This window comes from Exiguobacterium sp. RIT452 (assembly GCF_003598705.1).
Classification (GTDB): Bacteria; Bacillota; Bacilli; order Exiguobacteriales; family Exiguobacteriaceae; genus Exiguobacterium_A; species Exiguobacterium_A undae.
In genome coordinates, this window is record NZ_QXJB01000008.1 from 123846 (window position 1) to 144262 (window position 20417).

Annotated in this window: 23 protein-coding genes and 1 tRNA gene; 8 read left to right on the plus strand and 16 right to left on the minus strand. The window is 48.3% G+C overall.

Translation table 11 applies throughout. The features are described from left to right. Window positions 1-30 precede the first annotated feature (30 nt). Together D3D03_RS14885 and D3D03_RS14890 are read left to right on the plus strand one after the other, a co-directional pair. Window positions 31-723, plus strand: a complete 693-nt coding sequence (locus tag D3D03_RS14885) for a CPBP family intramembrane glutamic endopeptidase (RefSeq protein ID WP_026831840.1) — start codon at window positions 31-33, stop codon at window positions 721-723. A gap of 21 nt (window positions 724-744) precedes the next feature. Further along, a complete protein-coding gene (locus D3D03_RS14890; protein WP_026831839.1) occupies window positions 745-978 on the plus strand; it encodes a DUF4305 domain-containing protein in 234 nt (77 codons plus the stop codon). 48 nt (window positions 979-1026) lie between these two features. On the opposite strand, the gene D3D03_RS14895 is transcribed toward D3D03_RS14890, so the two are convergent. The 4 genes from D3D03_RS14895 to D3D03_RS14910 form a co-directional block, all read right to left on the minus strand. Continuing rightward, on the minus strand, window positions 1027-1320 hold the full coding sequence (locus D3D03_RS14895; RefSeq protein WP_119924021.1) for a DUF2089 family protein: 294 nt from the start codon (window positions 1318-1320) through the stop codon (window positions 1027-1029). 20 nt (window positions 1321-1340) lie between these two features. After that, window positions 1341-1628 carry a hypothetical protein gene (locus D3D03_RS14900; RefSeq protein ID WP_119924022.1) on the minus strand — a complete coding sequence of 96 codons (288 nt, stop codon included), beginning with the start codon at window positions 1626-1628 and terminating at the stop codon, window positions 1341-1343. Between the two features lie 389 nt (window positions 1629-2017). After that, window positions 2018-3313, minus strand: coding sequence for a cation:dicarboxylate symporter family transporter (locus D3D03_RS14905; RefSeq protein WP_119924023.1), 1296 nt, complete (start codon window positions 3311-3313; stop codon window positions 2018-2020). 155 nt (window positions 3314-3468) lie between these two features. Then, window positions 3469-4527 carry an NAD(P)/FAD-dependent oxidoreductase gene (locus D3D03_RS14910; RefSeq protein ID WP_119924024.1) on the minus strand — a complete coding sequence of 353 codons (1059 nt, stop codon included), beginning with the start codon at window positions 4525-4527 and terminating at the stop codon, window positions 3469-3471. A 183-nt stretch (window positions 4528-4710) separates the two neighbouring features. Between D3D03_RS14910 and D3D03_RS14915 the strand changes: the two genes are divergently transcribed. The 4 genes from D3D03_RS14915 to D3D03_RS14930 are packed head-to-tail and all read left to right on the plus strand — an operon-like array spanning window position 4711 to window position 8492. Beyond that, window positions 4711-5502 (plus strand): ABC transporter ATP-binding protein, encoded by a 792-nt coding sequence (locus D3D03_RS14915; protein WP_026831834.1) that lies wholly within the window; start codon window positions 4711-4713, stop codon window positions 5500-5502. 3 nt (window positions 5503-5505) lie between these two features. Further along, on the plus strand, window positions 5506-6417 hold the full coding sequence (locus D3D03_RS14920) for an iron-hydroxamate ABC transporter substrate-binding protein (RefSeq protein ID WP_026831833.1): 912 nt from the start codon (window positions 5506-5508) through the stop codon (window positions 6415-6417). A gap of 24 nt (window positions 6418-6441) precedes the next feature. Beyond that, complete coding sequence (locus D3D03_RS14925) at window positions 6442-7488, plus strand: FecCD family ABC transporter permease (protein ID WP_119924025.1); 1047 nt, start codon at window positions 6442-6444, stop codon at window positions 7486-7488. Beyond that, window positions 7485-8492: a FecCD family ABC transporter permease gene (locus D3D03_RS14930; RefSeq protein ID WP_119924026.1), complete on the plus strand. Its 1008-nt coding sequence runs from the start codon at window positions 7485-7487 to the stop codon at window positions 8490-8492. Before D3D03_RS14925 ends, D3D03_RS14930 begins: the two co-directional genes overlap by 4 nt. A 248-nt stretch (window positions 8493-8740) precedes the next feature. Here the strand turns inward: D3D03_RS14930 and D3D03_RS16930 are convergent, their stop codons facing one another. The 12 genes from D3D03_RS16930 to D3D03_RS14985 all read right to left on the minus strand — a co-directional run bounded on the left by D3D03_RS16930 (window position 8741) and on the right by D3D03_RS14985 (window position 17914). Next, a complete protein-coding gene (locus D3D03_RS16930; RefSeq protein WP_233550720.1) occupies window positions 8741-8977 on the minus strand; it encodes a hypothetical protein in 237 nt (78 codons plus the stop codon). A gap of 264 nt (window positions 8978-9241) precedes the next feature. Next, window positions 9242-9736 carry a hypothetical protein gene (locus D3D03_RS14940; protein ID WP_147367733.1) on the minus strand — a complete coding sequence of 165 codons (495 nt, stop codon included), beginning with the start codon at window positions 9734-9736 and terminating at the stop codon, window positions 9242-9244. A gap of 20 nt (window positions 9737-9756) precedes the next feature. After that, entirely contained in the window at window positions 9757-10224 is a 468-nt protein-coding gene (locus D3D03_RS14945) for a hypothetical protein (protein ID WP_119924028.1), read from the minus strand. An 18-nt stretch (window positions 10225-10242) separates the two neighbouring features. After that, a complete protein-coding gene (locus D3D03_RS14950; protein ID WP_119924029.1) occupies window positions 10243-10704 on the minus strand; it encodes a hypothetical protein in 462 nt (153 codons plus the stop codon). A gap of 22 nt (window positions 10705-10726) precedes the next feature. Continuing rightward, complete coding sequence (locus tag D3D03_RS14955; RefSeq protein ID WP_119924030.1) at window positions 10727-11203, minus strand: hypothetical protein; 477 nt, start codon at window positions 11201-11203, stop codon at window positions 10727-10729. A 14-nt stretch (window positions 11204-11217) separates the two neighbouring features. After that, on the minus strand, window positions 11218-11667 hold the full coding sequence (locus D3D03_RS14960; RefSeq protein ID WP_119924031.1) for a hypothetical protein: 450 nt from the start codon (window positions 11665-11667) through the stop codon (window positions 11218-11220). Between the two features lie 94 nt (window positions 11668-11761). Continuing rightward, window positions 11762-11920, minus strand: coding sequence for a hypothetical protein (locus D3D03_RS16840; RefSeq protein WP_014971497.1), 159 nt, complete (start codon window positions 11918-11920; stop codon window positions 11762-11764). Between the two features lie 170 nt (window positions 11921-12090). Beyond that, window positions 12091-15834: a S8 family serine peptidase gene (locus tag D3D03_RS14965; RefSeq protein ID WP_119924032.1), complete on the minus strand. Its 3744-nt coding sequence runs from the start codon at window positions 15832-15834 to the stop codon at window positions 12091-12093. 249 nt (window positions 15835-16083) lie between these two features. Then, window positions 16084-16156, minus strand: a tRNA-Ala gene (locus D3D03_RS14970). A 108-nt stretch (window positions 16157-16264) separates the two neighbouring features. After that, on the minus strand, window positions 16265-17044 hold the full coding sequence (gene tatC / locus D3D03_RS14975; protein ID WP_119924033.1) for a twin-arginine translocase subunit TatC: 780 nt from the start codon (window positions 17042-17044) through the stop codon (window positions 16265-16267). Between the two features lie 7 nt (window positions 17045-17051). After that, complete coding sequence (locus D3D03_RS14980; RefSeq protein WP_026831823.1) at window positions 17052-17255, minus strand: twin-arginine translocase TatA/TatE family subunit; 204 nt, start codon at window positions 17253-17255, stop codon at window positions 17052-17054. Further along, window positions 17255-17914 carry a redox-sensing transcriptional repressor Rex gene (locus D3D03_RS14985; RefSeq protein ID WP_026831822.1) on the minus strand — a complete coding sequence of 220 codons (660 nt, stop codon included), beginning with the start codon at window positions 17912-17914 and terminating at the stop codon, window positions 17255-17257. The genes D3D03_RS14980 and D3D03_RS14985 overlap by 1 nt, the downstream gene beginning before the upstream one ends. A gap of 156 nt (window positions 17915-18070) precedes the next feature. Here D3D03_RS14985 and D3D03_RS14990 point away from each other — a divergent pair, with 156 nt between their 5' ends. Further along, window positions 18071-19972: an ABC-F family ATP-binding cassette domain-containing protein gene (locus D3D03_RS14990; protein ID WP_026831821.1), complete on the plus strand. Its 1902-nt coding sequence runs from the start codon at window positions 18071-18073 to the stop codon at window positions 19970-19972. Further along, the gene (locus D3D03_RS14995; RefSeq protein WP_026831820.1) at window positions 19972-20364 is read left to right on the plus strand and encodes a hypothetical protein; all 393 of its coding nucleotides are present in this window, start codon (window positions 19972-19974) and stop codon (window positions 20362-20364) included. Before D3D03_RS14990 ends, D3D03_RS14995 begins: the two co-directional genes overlap by 1 nt. The last annotated feature ends 53 nt before the right edge of the window (window positions 20365-20417 follow it).

A 20417-nucleotide genomic window follows, 5' to 3' on the forward strand; every position in this document is an offset into this window, starting at 1 on the left:
CTTCATTACAAAGGAGTTGTGTCCCGACCGATGAAAAATTCCGTCAATCTGCCGTTCAACATGGCAGAGAAGTGGCAAATCCGTCACATCATTCCGATTGTGATTTATTTAATCGTTCAACTTGTCCCAGCAACCTTTCCGAGTTTCCTGTCAAAAAGCCAAATTCCGAGCGTTCTCGGCTGGTGGCTCGCGATTGGTTTTACCGTAGCCGTCATCGTTTCCTTCTATTGTCTACGTCCTGACTGGCAGAAGTGGAAAGCAGAGGGCAATCAAACCGATACGATGGATACGTTAAAGTGGATCGGAATCGGGATTGTCTTACTGTATGTCTCTTTAATCAGCGTCAACTTGATTGATGCCTGGTTGTCCGGTGGGATTGAAAACATCGCGAAATCACAAAATACGGATGACATCATGAAAGCGATCCAAGTCATTCCGATTCTCCAACTGATGGTCGTCCTGCTTGGTCCGATCATGGAAGAGTTTTTGTTCCGCCACATCATGTTCGGAAACTTGTCGACGAAACTGAACTTCATCTTCAGCTTCGTTCTTAGTGGAATCATCTTCGGTCTGATCCACGGCGACAACAAATTCTTGATTTACGTCGCGATGAGTTTCGTCTTCTCGCTCGTCTTCGTCAAGACACGCCGCATCATCGCTCCAATCGCGATCCATGTCTTTAACAACGGCATCGTCGTACTCGCACTTTACGCAACGACTTAATTAACGAAAGGTAGTGTTTTCATGCGACAAGGTTCAAACTTCATGGCATTTTTCTATGCCATCTTCGGTATTCTGTTCATGTACCTCGCGTACAGCAACTCAATCGAGGCAGGAACCGTCTTCAACTTCTGGACGATTCTCTTGACGCTGTTCGCAGCCGTCGACTTTTACCGCCTGTACCTCATCTTCCGCTTCCGGATGGCAGCCAAGAAGATGATCAAAAAAGAACAGGAAAAAAAGGACGACAAGAAATAATGCAAAATGAGATCGCCGAGGAATCGGGGATCTCATTTTTGTTTTCCTTCACTTTGTCTGATCTTTTCGGTAGGAGTCGATGATCACTTTTGCGATATCAAGATTCAACCGTTCGTCGAGGACGAGATTCTTGATCATGTTGATGAATTCGACGTCCTCTTGTTGCACGGACTCGATTCGTTCAATCAATTGGTTCAACTTCGTCCGGACGGTCGGATACGATACTTGATAAGAAGTTGCCATGTCTTTTAGCGAACCGGAGTTTAAGACGAACTTCCGGACGAATTCGAGATGTTCTTGTTCTAAAGCCAGTACCCAAGCAGGTACATCTTGTCGTTCCATCGTTTTCCCTCACTTCTCTCTTACAAATCTTGAATATCGAGGCGGTCCTTTTCGCGTTGCAGTTTTTTCTTGCGCGAGTTGTTTCCCTCCACTGATATACTGACTAAGGTTGACGTCAGCATGAGCGTGCCAACCCGAATCAACGATTCACGGTCATCGGAATGCTCTCCTGTATAAAAGTATATGTATGCTCCTGCCACTAAGGCAAGTACAGGCAGAATCACTCCGAGCCAATTACTTTTTCTTGCGAGATAAAACTGTCCTCCAAACAATCCAATCGTGATCATTACCGAAATAAATATATCCACTTGTTTTCCTCCTTTTGTTGTCTATCCACCGTTCTATATTAATAATATTAATTTTTATTTAAACATTATTCAACTTATTTTAAATAATCGTGATAAATTCATTACTTTATTCATAAACGATATGATTTGATATATTTTGACAATCTGATATTCAACCCATTCAACAGAGGTAGCGTGTGTTTCGCCCGACTTCTACGGGAAAAGGAAGCCCCGCTTCCGTCAGGAACAGGCGAGACCCGGTCGTCTCTGACGACCGCGGCTTGCGTTCCGCCCGAGAAAAGCGGGCGTGACAAACACGATACCGCATCCAGCACTAATAGATCATGTCCTCCCATTTCCGAAACAACAAAAAAGACCAGATGACGATTCATCTGGTCTGCTTTCCTCTATTATGCACTCTTGATTTGATCCTTCTTACCTTCCGTCGACATGAACGTATCGAGTTGATCGGAGTCGAGGACCCCTTCCCATTTCGCAATGACGAGTGACGCGAGCGTATTGCCTGTTACGTTGACGACAGAACGCATCATATCCATAATCCGGTCGATTCCGGCGATGAAGGCCAAACCTTCAGGCGGGATACCGACTGTCCCGAGCGTTGCCAGTAAGACGACGAACGAAACCCCAGGGACAGCTGCCATCCCTTTTGACGTCAGCATCAAGACGAAGACGAGCGTCAACTGTGTGCCGATCGATAAATTGATATCGTACATCTGCGCGATGAACAAAGCAGCCATGGCTTGATAAAGTGCAGAACCGTCGAGGTTAAACGAATAACCCGTCGGAACGACGAAACTGACGATCGATTTTGGAACTCCCATCTTTTCCAGCTTCTCCATGACGCGTGGTAAGACCGTTTCCGACGATGCCGTCGAATACGTCAGGAGCAATTCATCTTTGAAGACACGGACGAAATCCGACACGCGGATGCCGACCCATTTCATGATGGAACCAAAGACGATGACCATGAACAGCAGTGCCGTCACGTACAACGTTCCGATCAATTTGAACAATGAACCGAGTGATTCGATCCCGAACGTCGAGACCGTGACACCAATCAGGGCGAAAACACCGATTGGCGCAAACTTCATGACGATGTTGACCAAATTGAACATCGCGGCTGCGACCCCTTCGAAGAAGCGGACGACCGGTAAACCTTTTTCACCGGCAAATCCGACACCGAGTCCAAACAGAACGGAGAAGAAGATAATCGCGAGCATATCCCCGCGTACCATCGCGTCCAAGATGTTTGTCGGGACGATGTTGACGACTTTTTCAACGAGCCCTTGATCTTGCGTCGTCTCTTCCGTCTCCACGTACGTCGAGATGTCTGTCTTGTCGAGTGTCGCCATGTTGATGCCGGCACCCGGCTCGACGAGATTCGCTGCAAACAATCCGGTAAAGATCGCAATCATCGTCACGATCGTAAAGTAACCAAGCGTCTTGACGCCGAGGCGTCCGAGACTTTTGGGACTGCCGACCGATGAAACACCGAGGACGATCGTCGTAAAGACGATCGGGACAACGATCATTTTCATCATTCGGATAAAGATGTCACCGATTGGCTTCAGCCACTCCGCAACGTGTGGATTCCCGTAAAAGACACCGCCGACAGTGATCCCGAGAATCAATCCGATTAAAATCTGCCAAGCCAAACCAATGGGCTTGCGTTTTGTTGTTGCCATAATTATTCCTCCTACTCTCTTGCAAAAAAAAACACAATAAGAGCATTTTGTCCTAAAGACAGAGCGTTGTCAAACCCAACTGTTATAGCACAATACAAAAAAAGAGATGGCTTCCGTCCGAAGAACAGAAGCCATCCATACAATTTTCACATAGTTTAGCGGTTTTGATTGACCATTTCCTGAATCAGTTCACGGTTCCGTTTTTTAAAGACTTCATTATGAGAAGAAACCATCGCGACTTTCGCTGCGTCCGGTTCGATGAATTTTTTCGCCCGGTTGACGGCATTCGCCGCATCCTGGAACGCCCCGGAGATGAGGTGAACTTTCCCGTCGTGCGACAAGATGTCACCTGCGGCATACAAGCCGGGCACACTCGATTCACTCGACGCTGTTCCGGCGATATAAAAATCGTCAACCTGCTGCAAATCGAGATCGCAGTTCGAAAGTAACTCGGCATCCTGTTCGTAGCCGTGGTTGATGATGACCTCGTCAATTTCCAAAGCCACCGTCTCGCTTGTCGCACAATCAATCAGTTCGACCGAGGCAATCCGGTGATGGTCGTCACTGGCGATTAATTTATGGATCGTCGTGTTCAAGAGACAAACGGCAGAGCTGTTCACGAGTTGCTCCACTTGTGCTTCATGTCCCGTGAAACAGTCTTTTCGGTATGTGACGTAGACTTTTTTCGCGACCGGTTCCAGTTCATTCGCCCAGTCGATCGCCGAGTTGCCGCCGCCGGAAATGATGACGGTCTTGTCTTTAAACCGTTCAATCGATTTGACGGTGTAGTTCAAGTTCGAGACCTCGTACCGTTCCGCGCCCTCGATCTTCAATTTCTGCGGATTGAGGATTCCGCCGCCAACCGCAACGATCACCGTTTTCGAATAATGAATCGTCCCCGATTCTGCTTCCAGGACGAAGTTACCGAACACGTCCTTCGTGATGGAGATGATTTTTTCGTTTAAATGAACGCTCGGATTAAACGTCAAGCCTTGTTCGACCAGCTGTTCCATCAGCTTTGCACCGGTAATAGGTGGCTGACCCCCGACGTCCCAAATCATCTTTTCCGGATAGACGTGAATCTTTCCACCCAGTTCTGCCTGATATTCGATCAATTTCGTCTTCATTCCGCGTAGTCCACTATAGAAAGTAGAGTATAACCCGGCCGGGCCTCCACCAATTACCGTTACATCGAACAATTCCTGCTGCTCCATCTTACTCACTCCTCGCTCTCCAACACGACTGATTATCATTCTCATTCCCAATGATAACGTGAACATCTCTTGAAGACAAGAAAAAATGTTGACAGCGTTTTTATGAAACTGTTATGGTTAGGTGGACGATAGTGATAATCATTATCAATGATAACAGCTTTAAACGAGAAGGAGCCTCTGTCTATGGTACGTCTAGCAACAGAAGAAATCAGTATTGGTTACGGAGATCGTACCATCGTCAAGGAATTGACGGTTCAGATTCCTGATCGAAAAATCACGACGATCATCGGTGCGAACGGATGCGGCAAATCGACTTTACTGAAGGCGATGACCCGAATCATTCCCCATCAATCGGGACGCGCGTTACTTGATGGTCTCGATATTGCCAAGGAAAGTACAAAACTGCTTGCCCGGAAAATGGCTATCCTGCCCCAGACACCGGAAAGCGCAAGTGGTCTGACGGTCGCAGAGCTTGTCTCATACGGTCGCTTTCCTTATCAAAAAGGATTTGGTCGTTTAACGAAACACGATTACGAGATCATCGATTGGGCACTGGAAGCGACGGACACGATGGCGTTTAAGCATCGTCCGGTCGACGCTTTATCAGGTGGTCAACGGCAACGGGTCTGGATTGCGATGGCCCTCGCGCAGGAAACGGACATCATCTTCCTCGATGAGCCGACGACCTATCTCGACCTCGCCCACCAACTCGAAGTCCTGGAGTTACTCGAACAACTCAACCGGACAGAAGGTCGGACAATCGTGATGGTGTTACACGATTTAAATCAAGCGGCACGTTTCGCCGATTACATCATCGCCATGAAACACGGCGAAGTCGTCAAGGCCGGAACGTGTGAGGAAGTCATCTCAAAAGACGTCCTCAAAGATGTATTCCATATCGATGCCGAAATCGGTCGTGATCCGCGCACGAATAAACCGATGTGTGTCACCTACAACTTAATTAAGGGAGACTGAATCATGAAAAAGCTTTTATTACCGGTTCTTTTATTGTTAACGCTTGTGATTGCCGCTTGTGGCAACACGGAGAAAAAAGAAGAGACCTCGTCTGCTGATACAAAAAAAGAAACGATTACCTATAAATCCGAAAAAGGTGACGTCGAAGTCCCGGCTGATCCAAAACGTGTCGTCGTCCTGGCTGGTTTCGCCGGCAACGTCATGGCACTCGACGTACCGCTCGTCGGTGTCGACTCGTGGTCAAAATCAAATCCGAAATTTGACCTGAAAGACGTCCAAGAAATCTCAGAAGAAAACGTCGAAAAAGTCATCGAACTCGAGCCGGATCTCATCATCGGATACGATACGACAAAAAACATCGATAAGTTCAAAGAAATCGCACCAACTGTCACGTACACATACGGCAAAGTCGACTACTTGACGCAACACATCGAAATCGGTAAATTGCTCAACAAAGAACAAGAAGCACGCGACTGGGTCAAAGACTTCAAAACACGTGCAGCAGACGCTGGAACAGAAATCAAAGCTAAAATCGGTGAAGATGCGACAGTTTCTGTCATCGAAAGCTTCGACAAACAACTCTACGTCTTCGGCGACAACTGGGGCCGCGGCACAGAAATCCTCTACCAAGAGATGAAATTGAAAATGCCGAAAAAAGTCACAGAGATGGCGTTAAAAGATGGCTACTACGCGTTATCACCGGAAGTCTTACCTGAATATGCAGGCGATTACCTGATCTTCAGCAAGACAGCAGAAGCGGATAACTCGTTCACAGAAACGGACACATACAAAAATATCCCTGCCGTTAAGAACAAGCAAGTCTACGAAGTGGATTCAAAAGAATTTTACTTCAACGATCCACTCACATTGGAACGTCAACTGGAGTTCTTCAAGAAAAGTTTCCTTGGCGCGTAACGTATACTAAAGGAGGGAGCCTCAATGCTCCCTCCTTTTTTGGATTCATACAAACTGGAGGCGATACCTGTGTCATCCGCTCGACTACCCTTTGGATTAAAAATTTCATTCGGACTGGTCCTCTTCGTCGTCATGTTTTGGATTTCGATGACGTTTGGTGCTGCTGATACGTCAATCCGTGAAGTCTGGAACGCCTTGACGTTTGGTCCGCTCAACGATAAAGCCAAAATCATTCAAGAAATTCGTCTCCCCCGGGAACTCGCCACGATTCTCGTCGGTGCGGCACTCGGCGTCTCGGGTGCCATCATGCAGGCGATGACACGTAATCCTCTGGCGGATCCCGGTCTGCTCGGTCTAACAGCCGGTGCCAATGCGGCCCTTGCCTTAGCAATCGTCTTCATTCCCGGCATCAACTATTACGGCATCATGCTCGCATGCTTCATCGGTGCTGCCCTCGGTGCCGCTCTCGTCTTCGGAATCGGTGCTTCCCGCCAAGGCGGCTTCTCCCCGCTCCGGATCGTCCTCGCCGGATCGGCGATTTCCGCCTTCTTGTACGCGATTGCGGAAGGAATCGGCATCTACTTCAAGATTGCCCAGGACGTCTCTCAGTGGACGTCAGGCGGACTCGTCGGCACGACGTGGGGACAACTGCAGGCGATCACGCCGGTCATCGTCATCGGGACGGTGATTGCGATGATTTTCTCGCGTCAGTTGACGATTCTCAGTCTGTCGGAAGAAGTCGCACTTGGTCTTGGTCAAAACATCACCCGGATCAAAGCTGTCTTGTACGTCGTCGTCATCCTGCTTGCCGGTGCTGCCGTCGCCTTAGTCGGCAACATGGCATTCATCGGATTGATGATTCCCCATATCGTCCGGGCAATCGTCGGGACCGATTACCGTTACATTCTGCCGATGACGGCTGTATTCGGAGCGACGTTCATGCTGCTTGCCGATACGATCGGTCGGACGCTGTTTGCGCCGTACGAGACACCTGTCGTCGCAATCGTCTCGATGCTCGGTTTACCGTTCTTCTTATTGATTGTCCGTAAAGGAGGTCACGCATTCTCATGATGGAAACTCGTTTACGCCGCCGTCAACGCTTGATCTTTTTCATTTTAAGTGTGCTACTGCTCGGCACGATCGTCATCAGTATCGGGCTTGGTCCGGCATCAGTCTCGTACGACCGTCTGTTGCCGACGTTGTTCGGTCAAGGGACGTTCAAAGAAGATTTTGTTCTGTTCTCGCTCCGTCTGCCACGAATTATCATTACCTTACTTGCGGGAATGGCGCTCGCCTTGTCCGGTTCGATTTTGCAAGGCATCACCCGGAATGAGCTGGCCGATCCCGGCATTATCGGGATTAACACAGGAGCCGGTGTTGCGGTGGCGATTTTCTTCCTCTATTTTCCGGTTGATGTCGGCTCATTTATCTACGGATTACCGGTTGCTGCCTTCTTAGGTGCTTTAGTGACGGCCGTAGCCATTTACGCGCTTTCTTACGACCGGAATCGCGGCTTGCAACCAATCCGGCTCATTTTGACCGGCGTCGGCTTCTCGATGGCCTTGTCCGGTATCATGGTCATCTTGATCTCATCGACGAAACGTGAAAAAGTCGACTTCATCGCCAAATGGCTCGCCGGTAACATCTGGGGCACGGACTGGACATTCGTCTATGCCTTGCTGCCCTGGTTGATCGTCTTGATTCCGTTTACGCTGTATAAAGCCAATAAACTCAATCTGCTCGCTTTAAACGAACCGGTTGCGATCGGTGTCGGGGTCTCGATTGAGAAGGAACGGATTCAACTGTTGCTGACAGCAGTCGCACTCGCGGCGTCCGCCGTCTCCGTCACCGGTGGGATTTCCTTCATCGGCTTGATGGCACCGCATATCGCCCGTGCCCTCGTCGGTCCACGCCATCAATGGTTCTTGCCGATCGCACTGTTGATCGGCGGTTGGTTGCTCGTCTTGGCGGATACGATCGGACGAAACATCGCTGATCCGGAAGGCGTTCCGGCCGGTATCGTCGTCGCACTGATCGGCGCACCGTACTTTATTTATCTGCTTCTGAAAAAGTAAGAAAACTGATCAACCAACAAGAAATGATTTCTTGTTTCACTCGCTTTCCTCAGGCGAGACACAAGCCAGTTTTCCTGTCCATTTGGACAGGAAAGCGGGTCTTGTTTGTCTCTGACAGCGCAAGTTGCCTTGCGCTTCTTCCTGCAGGAGTCTCGTAAATCAAATCATTTCTAAAAAAACAACAGCGGCGAGAGGAATTTTAACTTCCTCTCGCCGCTGTTGTTTTTTACGTATCGGTTCATTATTATTTAATATTTAACGCGCCGTGCTTCCCGTTCTGCTTCAATCAGCTCGCGTTCTGACAGATGCGTCGGATCCAGTCTTTTGATCCGCGAATCGACGAGACGATCGAGTGACAAGACCGACAGCAAAAAGACAAGAACTGGTCCGATCAATGTTGGTCGCGGCACGTACGGAATCAAAAACTGCGCGCCCACGACGATTAACAGCTCGGTGATCGTGATCAGGACGTACGGTAACCCCAAATGGTCCCAAGACTTCCATCCGGTCAAACCGTTTCGTGAAGTAACGATACTTCAAAAAACGGACAACCCATTGGTAAGCAAGCACCGGGAGCAATAAAAAGTAGTGCATCGACGGTTCAGAGAAATTCAAACCATCTGCCAGAAAAAGAAAGACGACCAAAATGAGCAGAAAAAATACCGTCTGGACATGCCGGGCACGTTTCGTCAGTCGCAGATAATCTTGTTTTCGTTGGCGTTTAATTTCATCCATTCCCTGAACTCCCCCTACCGCCGTTTCACTCCATCATGTCTGTCTAATTCCATCTCAATTCCGTCTCCGGTCCGATACCGATATTCGTTCCCATACGTTTTCAGCCGTATCGGTTCAAGCTTTTGAACAGTGCGGTCGGTCCATCTTTGAAATTGTAGGATGGATGCAATCCACAACATCAATGGAAAAAGGTATCCCATCTGTCCAAGGTATGGTGCAACGAACGCAGAAGCGACAACATAACCCGCTTCTATCAACGTTAAACCGCCAAACATGAAGCTCATCTTTCGGCTTTCCATATGTCGTTGTAAAAAGAGGATTTGAAGCGTTCGCTGAAATCCGTTGTAGACAAACAGAGGGACGAGAATCAAAAATCCGGATGCCATCTCTGTCAGTTGCAGACTTCTTGAGTACAAAATAATAGTTAAAAATAAGCTGGCGATTACGTAAGTACGAATACGTCGACTGATCGTTGTCCACCTCTGATAGGTACTTAACTCTTCTCTCATCTGTTTACCCCTTTTCTTATTTACTTCCGGTACTGTTCAATCTCCCGCATTGTCACGAAGGCGGGATCCAGTTGTTTCGCCGTCGCATTTAGTTTGGAAACAAACAACGTAATCACCAGCACCCAGATCAAAATCATTGCAAACGCGACACCTGAATACTGCGGGAAGAGATCGCCCGCGTAGAACAACAATACAGGCACAAAATAGCCGATCATTGAAGCCCGGCTGACCTTCAAGACCGTCTCTTGATACAATTCAGCCGGCAGACGTCGTTTTAAAATCCGCAAACGCATGATTTCACGGACGACACCGCCTAAACAAAGTACAGTAATCGCAAAAGACGTAAACAGTCCTGTTTCCCAAAAACCCGGAATGAACCAGCAGATTAACGCAAGCATCAATACAGCAACTGGAATCAGATGTTGAAGTTTTTTGAGCGGCGGTCCGAGCAGATTTAATCGTGCATTTTTTTCAAGCAATGTATTCATTTAATTTTCGCTCCTACTTTATACATTTTTGTACACTTCCTGATCACTGACAAAATCTGGATCATCGCGCCGAATCTGAGTTTTTAACCACCATTCAGAAACGAAGTAAATCGGAACTAAGATAATAAGAATCAAACTCCACATCTGCCAAAACGACATATTCATCGTCTGTATTAAAAGGATTGTAAAAGTAACACTTAAGACAACGTTTTGGACAAGCCAAAACCGCCAGTATCTCGTTGCCAGCTCTTTACCAATATACGATTCAAGAATTTTTCGTTTTTTTACTTGATAACGAAGATTGGATCCAAGAAAAGCTGCCGGAAACAAAAGTGTTAGTAGAACCGAATCAAAGACGGTCATTAAAATTCCGATACTCATCAGTAATAAGAACGTCCATAACCATTTCGTTCCTAAGATGTCCTTCTCCATATAGGCAAGCGTCAATTCGTGTAACCGTTCGTCCCGTGCCGTGCGCATGATGTTCTCTCCTTTAAGCCTGTCATTCTTCCAGATACTTCACGTGCTTATACACTTCCTGATCACTGACGAAATCGGGATCGTCTGAACGTGCCATTTTCTTAAACAGCCAGTCGGTCGCAAAATAAAGCGGCGCAAGAATCAGGATGATCCAAAAAGTCATCTTCCATAAGGACAGATCGCTCGTTTCGAGCACGATCATGAGCAACGAGCCGTATAATACAATCTGAATTCCGAGCCACAGCATCGATTGTGTCATGACCTGATCTTTAGAGAGATACCTTTCTAAAATCCTCCGTTTTTCCAGCTGAAACGGAAGATCAAAAATCAGATAAACAAGCGGCAACAAACCGAAGTAAAGTGCGGAATCCATCGTTTCCGAAAAGATGCCGAGCGTCGCCGCCACTGCCGCCATCAGCCAGCCGTTTTTTTGCAGTTGACTCTTGTTGATATAGGCAAGCGTCAGCTCGTGTAACCGTTCGTCTCGTGCCGTTTGCATTCGGCTCTCTCCCTTCACCCTTGCTGAATATCTGTTTCGCTGATATAGGTTGGATCAATCTGTTTTGAGCGATAGGTCAAAACGCGTCGGCAGAGCCAGTAGAACGGTATGACGACGAGGCACAGTCCCAGCAAAAAAGTCGTTGCCGAACGATCAGCCGTAAGAAAAATCAACATAGCCAACGCGCCATATTGAAACAGACCGACGCCGACATGAAGACGGAACAGACGACTTGCCGATCTTTCCGTCGTATAACGGGCAACCACTTGAAAACGCCGGTGTTGCACTGTGGCATCATAGACGAAGTACACAAATGGAATGATCAAAGCCAGCAACGGTTGCTCGATCATGCTGCTGACGAATAAAAAGAGTGCCAGGACACCCCATACTTTAGCAGTCGTTCGTTGATGCATCTCTTGATAAAGCGTTCTTAATTCGGTTTGTTGAACCGGTACAGTTTCCATACGGGCACGTTCCTTTCGTTTGCTCTTTACTGTCATATACTTACAGTTTACCAGTTATGTTTCAAAAAAAAAGAAACTTCTATAAAAGAAGTTTCTAGGCCGATACTTGGATGATCAGGTAAATGACGCTATAGGCAACGATTGCTAACGGAATCATCGCGACACCGATCAACCAACCGTTCTTATCACGAATTCCGAGATACAGAACAAGACAGCCGACGATGAAGGCGATTAACGTTGTGAATGGATTCATAGTAGTTCCCCCTCAAAAATAACCTATTAAGAAATTTCCCATTCCCGGAACTTGATAAACACACAAAGCGTCGTCTCAGCAGTTCAGACGGAAACGTTTTGTGTCCAAACGCAAAAAAAGTGCCGGACAGGACGGAATTCCATCCTGCCAAGCACTGTTTCGTAAAAGGATTACTTCTTCGTAATGACAACTTTCTTCTCGACGACATGGCCGCCTAAGTCAGTCAATTTCAGGTTGTAGACGTTTTGACCTTTTTTCAAGGTGACGGTTTTGTTGATTGTCTTCTTGAATGCACGCATCTCGTATGGTTCTTTGAACGAACGGCGGTATTCGGCATTGCCGTTCAGATCAAAACGTAACTCATCGTAGTTGTCGCGCAGGACGATTGTCATCTTCGCTGTTTTGGTTTTGCTTGAAACCGTTGTTGGTGCCGTCACGCGGATCGTCGGACGTTCCGAATCGATGATGACTTGACGGCTGAAAGCAACACGGTTGCCTTTTCCATCATACGCTTCGACTTTAAACGATTTCACGCCGTCTGTCGTATACGTTATGTTCTGGCTGAACGCATAGTGCTGTTGCGCGGCATCCCAGCGTAATTTCACGGATTTGCCGTTGATTTTAAATGACTTCACGCCTGACTCATCCGCAACGTTACCTGTTACAGTCACTTGTTGTGACGTCGTTAAGGCAAGTGCTTCCGGTGTGTCGATCTGGACACTCGGCACCGCTTTGTCGACGCCTGATGTGTTGACGTTTTTCTTGACGATGTTGCCCGCGTAATCAGAGACGACGAACGTGACTTTCGCGCGGCTCGGAAGATCCGTCAGCGTGTAATTTTTAGCAGATGGAGCAAGCGGCTGTTTCAAGACACTTTTGCCGTCAACGAGGATATCAAATGAAGCGATACCTGTTCCTTGATCACCGGCTGTCCATGAGACGGCTTTCTTGTCAGCATCCCATTTGACTGTCGCAGCCGGTACTTTCGTATCGACATAGATCGGGAATGTCGCGGTCTGCCATTTCGCATTCGGGTAATCGACGACTGATTTCACTTGGTAGTAGTACAGCCCGTCTTTGACTTTTGAACCGTTAATCGTTCCATCCCACGCAGCGTTCGTCACCGGCGTAAAGCCTGGTTCCGCTCCACCATCGTAGTAGTTCTTGACGACATCCGACTGTGTTTCGAGTTTACGGAGTGGTGACTGGTTGCGGTCGAGAATTGAATACTCGACTTTCTTCGCATTCCGCAAGAACGACAGAACCGGGAACGCCTCATCCGCGCTGCCGTCTCCGTTCGGAGAGAACGAAACTTTTTCTTTGACGACTTTACCGAGCGCATTCGTGCCGAGGAAGTTGAAGTCATCCTTCACTTCTGTCGCAAGACCCGTGATGCCGTAGAATGTGTTGCCGTCATAGAGCGGCGCATCCACGATCGGCGCTTTGTCCCATGCCCCTTTAAAGCCGACATACGGAACCGTCAACTCCGGGTTTTTGCTGTTGGCATCGACGAGACGGACGAATCCTTCGACGAAGTAGCCGTTTTCGAAGATCGTGTCGAGTGGTGCACCGTTCGCCCAATCCACCGTGTCTTTTAAATCGACCGTGACGTTCACTTTTGTTGTGCTCTTCGCATTGATTGCGACCGAGCTTGCTTTCTTCGAACCGACCGTGAACGAGATCGGGAACGTGCCTTTGTTGGCATCGACTGCATCAACGGTTCCTTTTTTGAAGATACCGTTTGCCTCGAGGAGGTTCTGACCTTCGACTGCGAGATCCGATTGAACGGTACCGGCCAGTTTATACGTTAACTTCTCATTGCTGTAGTTCTTCAGGTCTAACGTGAAGGTGAACTTGTCACCGACTTGTTTTAAGGCTGCTTTTCCTTCGCCCGATTTCGTTTCCGTCACGACGACCGGTGTTTTCATCGCCGCACGCAAGTCCATCAGACCCGCTCCTTCACGACGCGGCGAGTAATAGTTGCCGGTTTTCGCTTCCGCATTGTACTTCCCTTTATCGAGTTGCGGACGTGACGTGTTCATCAGGATCGTCTTCGCAAGTTTGACGCGTGTCGCACCGCTGACCTTAAAGTCCTTGTCGATTCGTTGCATGACGAGCGCTGTTCCACCGGCGACGTGTGGTGCTGCCATTGATGTACCGCTCATGACGCCGTATTCGTTATCGTTGAGCGTCGAATAGATTTTTCCGCCTGGTGCCGTGATTTCCGGCTTGAAGTCCAGGTTCGGTGTAACGCCCCATGACGTGAAGTCGGACATTTCGCCGGCAACCGGATTCGGACTGGAGACCGCTTTTCCGTCGAACGTCACCGTCAACGCCTTACCGTCTTTAGCTTTTGCTTCGAGTTCGTTTCCGTCGGCAATGCTTAACGAGACGAGCGGAATCGTTGGTTTATTAAGCGCCATGCTGACGTAATCGCCGTGCTCGACCCGACCGCGGACGATGACACCGGCTGCGCCTTGTTTTTCGGCTTCCGCTTGAATCATCGCATAGTTAAAACTGCCGTTCCGGACGACGAAGACGACTTTATCTTTGACGTCTTTATCGGCATAGTTGGCTTCACTGCCATCGCCGACATAGACGACATCCATCTTCTCTTTATCGAAGACCGCAATCGGATTTGGTGAATCTTGTTTTTGATACGCGAGGTAACCGGCGTCCTGCCCGTCAACCGTCAACGCCATTCCTTCGAGTGTCAATTGTGTGTTCTCAACCGACGCAACTTGCAGTGACTCGCTGATCAAGCCCGGTGAACCGACGACACCGACGTCTGGATTCGACGCGTACGGGTTTCCGGCGCCGCTTCCGGCAAATGCCGAGTTTCCGGCTGAAATCGCACACAAAATGCCGTTGTTCATCGCATTGACGATTGCTTTTTGTTCCGGATCATCTTTTTGGACGAAGGATGCCGTTGAACCGAGACTCATGTTGATGACGTCTGCGCCAAGTGCAATCGCATCATCGATCGCTTTGATGTAGATGTCACTGAATGTCGACTGCATTCCCGGATCGTTTCCGAATACTTTCATCGCAAGAAGTTGTGTCTCAGGTGCAACCCCTTTGATTCCACCGTTCGCTTCATCGCCGTTGGCACCGACTGTACCGGCAACGTGCATCCCGTGCATCGAAGCACCCGGACCGAGATCGCGGATTTCGCTGTCATGATCCGCATAGTTATAGCCATACGGGACTTTTTCCGTGAAGTAGTTTCCTTTTAGTCCTTTTGACGATTTAAAGCCTTCGACTTTTGATGACGTCAAATCGACTTTTGTTTCCGGGCTGAGGACCATGTCCTTGTGCGTCGGATCGATTCCCGTATCGATGACGGCAACGATCGTGCCTTCCCCTTTATACCCGTAGTCCTGCCACGTCTGCTTCGCATTGACCATGTCTTTACTATGTAACATGTTTGGCGTTGCGCCCTTTTCGACTTCCGGACGCGCATATTCGTGTGCGATATGTACGTTCTTGACCCCGCTTAATTTCTTCAGTTCCTTGATTTCACCATATTTGACTTCCCCGCTGAACCCGTTCAATACAGTCGTGAAGCTTTCCTTATAGGCAACCGCGATGTCTTTTTGTGCAATCGCAGCTTTGACTTCCTTCTGTTTGTTGACGATTTGATTCTTGAGAATCGTTTTCTCCGTGTTGCTTAACGCGCTGTAACGTTTATTCTGAGCTTGCGCGTGCTCGATTGCGGCTTTTTGATCCAGTTCGACGACAATCCGGACCTTCTCATTTTGACTGTGTGACTTTTCCTGCCCCGTTTTCTTGAGTGAGAGTGCTTGTGGCTTTTGTACGTCTGCTTTCCCTTGAGATGACAGACTTCCCTCAGCATGAACCAGGCTGGAAGATGTCATGATGGCGGCTGCCACCAATGCAATCTTCTTCTTCATTCGTTTTTCCCCTTTTCCGAAAGATGTAATGTGACTCTAAAAAACATATTAAACGAAAATTCTGTATTTTTAGTTTAATTAAGTTTCTCTTAATATACAATTTAAATTTGGTTCTTTTTAAAAATATTTGTTGGTTTATGTCATCAAAAGCATCAATCTCCCTATATTCCCCTTATTTCAATAAGAAGACTTCTGATAGGAAAACACAAAAAAACCCTTGGTTTCCCAAGGGTTTTTGAACAAACGGAATGGAGACTATCGGGCTCGAACCGACGACCTTTTGGCTGCCAGCCAAACGCTCTCCCAGCTGAGCTAAGCCCCCGTGTGTTTCTATTAAGAGTATAACCATTGCTGTTCATTTTTTCAATATAAAATTAGACCGCTTACAAAAAAACTCTCCTTGCCGCCTCGACAAGGAGAGTTTCGGTCGTTATTTATTTAAGTCACGCATCAAATCTGCCTGTCGCTCCAGTTCTGCTTGTTGCTCCAAGATCAGTACTTTTTTATACGTCCGCGCTGAAATCAGGATGCTGATTTCATATAAGACGAACAACGGGACAGAGATCATTAAATGCGAGGTGACGTCCGGCGGTGAGATCAACGCCGCGACGACGAATAACGCAAAGTAGGCATACTTCCGATTCTTCCGCATGAAGAACGGCGTCACGAGTCCAAGCCGTGTCAAAAACATCGTCACGACCGGCAGTTGGAACAGTATTCCAAACGGGATCGTCAAGCGGATCAAAAAGCTGAAATAGTTCTCGACGCCGATGACTTGTTCGATGCCGAGCTCTTGTCCGAGCTCTGTCGATACTTCAAGTAAAAACGGTAACAACCAAAAGTAAGAAAATGAAATACCAGCTAAAAATAAGAAGAACGTTACTGGAATATACGTCAACGTCGCTTTTTGTTCTTGGTCATGCAGACCGGGACGGATGAACGCCCAAAGCTGGTACATCCAAAACGGTGACGCCAAGACGATTGCGATGATGAACGCAAGATTCAGATATAACATCAGTGGATCAGCCACGTTAAAAGCGTTCAGACCAATTCCGAGCTCCTTTAAGTCAGCCTGCAGAAAACGCACAAGCGGACGGACAAGCGGAAAAGCTGCAGCGAACATGACCACCACGATGATGAGCGACCAGATGATCCGTTTCCGGAGTTCATCTAAGTGCGTCGTCATACTCTGCTCTTGATCGATCGCCATGATTCACTCACTTCTCTTTCGTTTCGTCCTTTTTGTCTTTATCATCTTCCATGATGCCGTTTGTCGCACTCTTGAATTCTTTTAACGTTTGACCGGCGGCGCGGCCGAGTTCCGGTAATTTTTTTGGTCCGAAGATGATTAAGGCGACGACACCAATCAAGGCGATGCTCCCCGGGCCGATACCAAGTGTCAACGGGATTAAGTTTTCCATTATGATTTCACTCCTTCAGCTGATTGCGAATAATGCTTCATGAAATAAACAAGCGACTGCAACTCAATCGACAGATCGATGTGATGGACCCGAACATGGGCCGGTACGTTTAATCGTGCCGGTGTAAAGTTCAGAATGCCGGTCACACCATACTCAACTAACTCGTCCGCTACTGACTGTGCGAACTGGGACGGTACCGTCAAGATGGCGACGTCGACATGGTTCGCTTTGATTTGTTCTTTCATATCTGACACGTGGTAAATCGGAACGTCTTGTGTCGTCGTTCCGACCTTCTCCTCATCCGCGTCAAACGCGATGACGATACGAGTACTATTATTCTTTAAAAAGTTATAATTTGCAAACGCTGTCCCGAGGTGTCCGACCCCGATTAAGGCGACATTCGTGACCTCGTCTTGGTTGAGTGTCTTTCGGAAAAATGTTAACAAATGTTGAACATTGTAACCGTACCCCTTTTTCCCTAACGCCCCAAAGTAGGAAAAATCACGACGGATCGTCGCCGAGTCGACTTTGACCGCTTCACTGAGCTCTGCTGACGAGACGCGCAGCTTGCCGGAGTTGTAAAGACTCTGGATGAAACGATAATATAACGGCAGTCGTTTCGCCGTTGCTTGTGGTATTTTTGTGTCTGGCCCATTCATACTGCAGTTCCCCCTTCGGCCACGTTCTGACGTGGCACCCAAATCAATGCAAAGAATTCTACTCTCCTTGATTGTAAACCACTTCACATAGAGTAACAAATATTATATTCGGCAGGATTTTTCGTGATAGACTAAAGGGTGGAAGGATGGATGGATATGATTCTCTTACAAGTAAACCAACTCTCAAAATCATTCGGTGTTGAGCCGATTTTAGACAATATTAAACTCGAAGTACAGGAACGGGACCGGATTGCCCTGGTCGGTCGAAATGGTGCCGGAAAATCGACACTTTTAAAAATCATCGCCGGCGAGCTTTCACATGATTCCGGGGAAATCATGAAGAGCAAGGAAGTCCGGATCGGTTACCTCGCGCAGGACAGCGGACTGGAGTCCAACGAATCGATTTGGAACGAGATGCTGACCGTCTTCGAACACCTGCAGGATCAAGAACGGGCGTTACGCCGGATGGAAATCGAGATGGGCATGGAGCACATCTTGAATGATCCGGTCGCCTATGATCGGTTGCTCAAAACCTACGATCAGGCGCAACACGACTTCTCGGAAGCCGGCGGCTATCAGTTCGAAGCCAACATCCGCTCCGTCTTACACGGGATGCGCTTTTATCCGGACGATTATTCCCGTCGGATTCAAACACTTTCCGGTGGTCAACGGACCCGTCTCGCTCTGGCGAAGATGTTGCTGCAGGCACCGGAACTGTTGATTCTCGATGAGCCGACCAATCACCTCGACATCGATACCCTGTCTTGGCTTGAAAGTTACTTATCCGGTTACCGCGGCGCCGTCTTGATCGTCTCCCATGACCGGTATTTCCTTGATCAAGTCGTCAATGTCGTTTATGAATTGTCCCGCAACGTCTCCCGGAAGTTTACCGGCAACTATACGAAGTATCTCGAACAAAAAGCGGCGCTGTACGAACAGGAAATGAAGCAGTTTGAACAGCAGCAGGAAGACATCGCGAAGATGCAGGACTTCATCCAGCGTAACATCGCCCGCGCGACGACGACGAAACGGGCGCAAAGCGTCCGCAAACGTCTTGAAAAGGTCGACCGGATCGACCGGCCGGACGGCGACGAACGCAGTACGGTCCTGTCGTTCCCGATTGAAAAGCAAAGCGGCAATGACGTGTTGCAGGTAAACCAACTCGCCGTCGGTTATGAAGAAGCCGTCTCGAAAAACATCACGTTCCGGCTGCAACGTGCGGAGTCACTTGCGCTTGTCGGTCCAAACGGAATCGGCAAATCGACGTTACTGAAAGTGCTCGTCGGTCGTCTGAAACCGCTGTTCGGTGACTATCGTTTCGGCACCGGCGTTTCGATCGGTTACTACGATCAGGAGCAGGCGGAACTGAACGACCGCAACCGGGTCATCGACGAGATTTGGAACGAATGGCCGTTGATGCGGGAACAGGAAGTCCGGTCTGTTCTCGGACAATTCCTCTTCAGCGGAGACGACGTCTTCAAGCTCGTCCATGAATTATCCGGCGGCGAACGCGGACGATTGGCACTGGCGAAGCTGAAATTACGGAAAACGAATCTCCTTGTCCTCGATGAGCCGACGAACCACTTGGATCTCGACTCCAAAATGGTGCTCGAGAATGCACTCGTCGATTACGAAGGTACGTTACTGTTCGTCTCACACGACCGTTACTTCATCGATCGGGTCGCGACCCGCGTCATCGAGATGAGTGTGGATGGTGTGACCGATTATCTCGGCGACTACTCATACTACATGGAGAAAAAAGCCGAGAAGGAAGAAATCGCCCGCCTCGAAGCGGAAGAAGCGAAAGCAATCAAAGTCGCGTCGACGAAGACGATTGATAAGGAAGCCCAAAAAGAAGCACGCAAAAAGAAACAGCAACTCGAACAGCTGGAACAAGAGATTGAACGGTTGGAGAACCGGTCGGTCGAAATCGAACAGCTGTTGTGCGAACCGGAAGTCTTTAATGACATTCCGAAAGCGACTGCCCTGTCGGCGGAGCGCGACCAGATTGATGTCGACTTACTCGAGCTCATGGAACAGTGGGAGTCGTTCCACTGATGCGTTCGAAAAGTTACTTGATCAATCTCATTCAAGGTCTATTGTCCGGTGTACTCTATTTTGTCCCGATGTATGCGGATTATGTCTCGGTTTTCATCCGTCCGGATGGATTGAATGCCGTGTATCCGTTGTTTATCTTAATCTCCTGTATGATCGGTCTTGTCATTCAGACATGGAGCGGTCTGTTCATCAGTCTGTTGTCCGGCTTATTCTGTACGCTCCTGACGACGCAATTATTCGTTGAACTCAATGATCCGATGATCATCCTGTATTATGGAGCAGTGTCACCGCTCGTTGCGTTTCTGATCAGTTGTGTCGGGATCTGGGCCCTTGCCGTGTTGTTTTATCTGCTGGACGGTTTCCAGTACAGCAAACGTCATAAAGTGGAATAGGCAACAAAAATAGACGAGGAAAGCGGATATCGAATCTGCTTTTCTCGTCTATT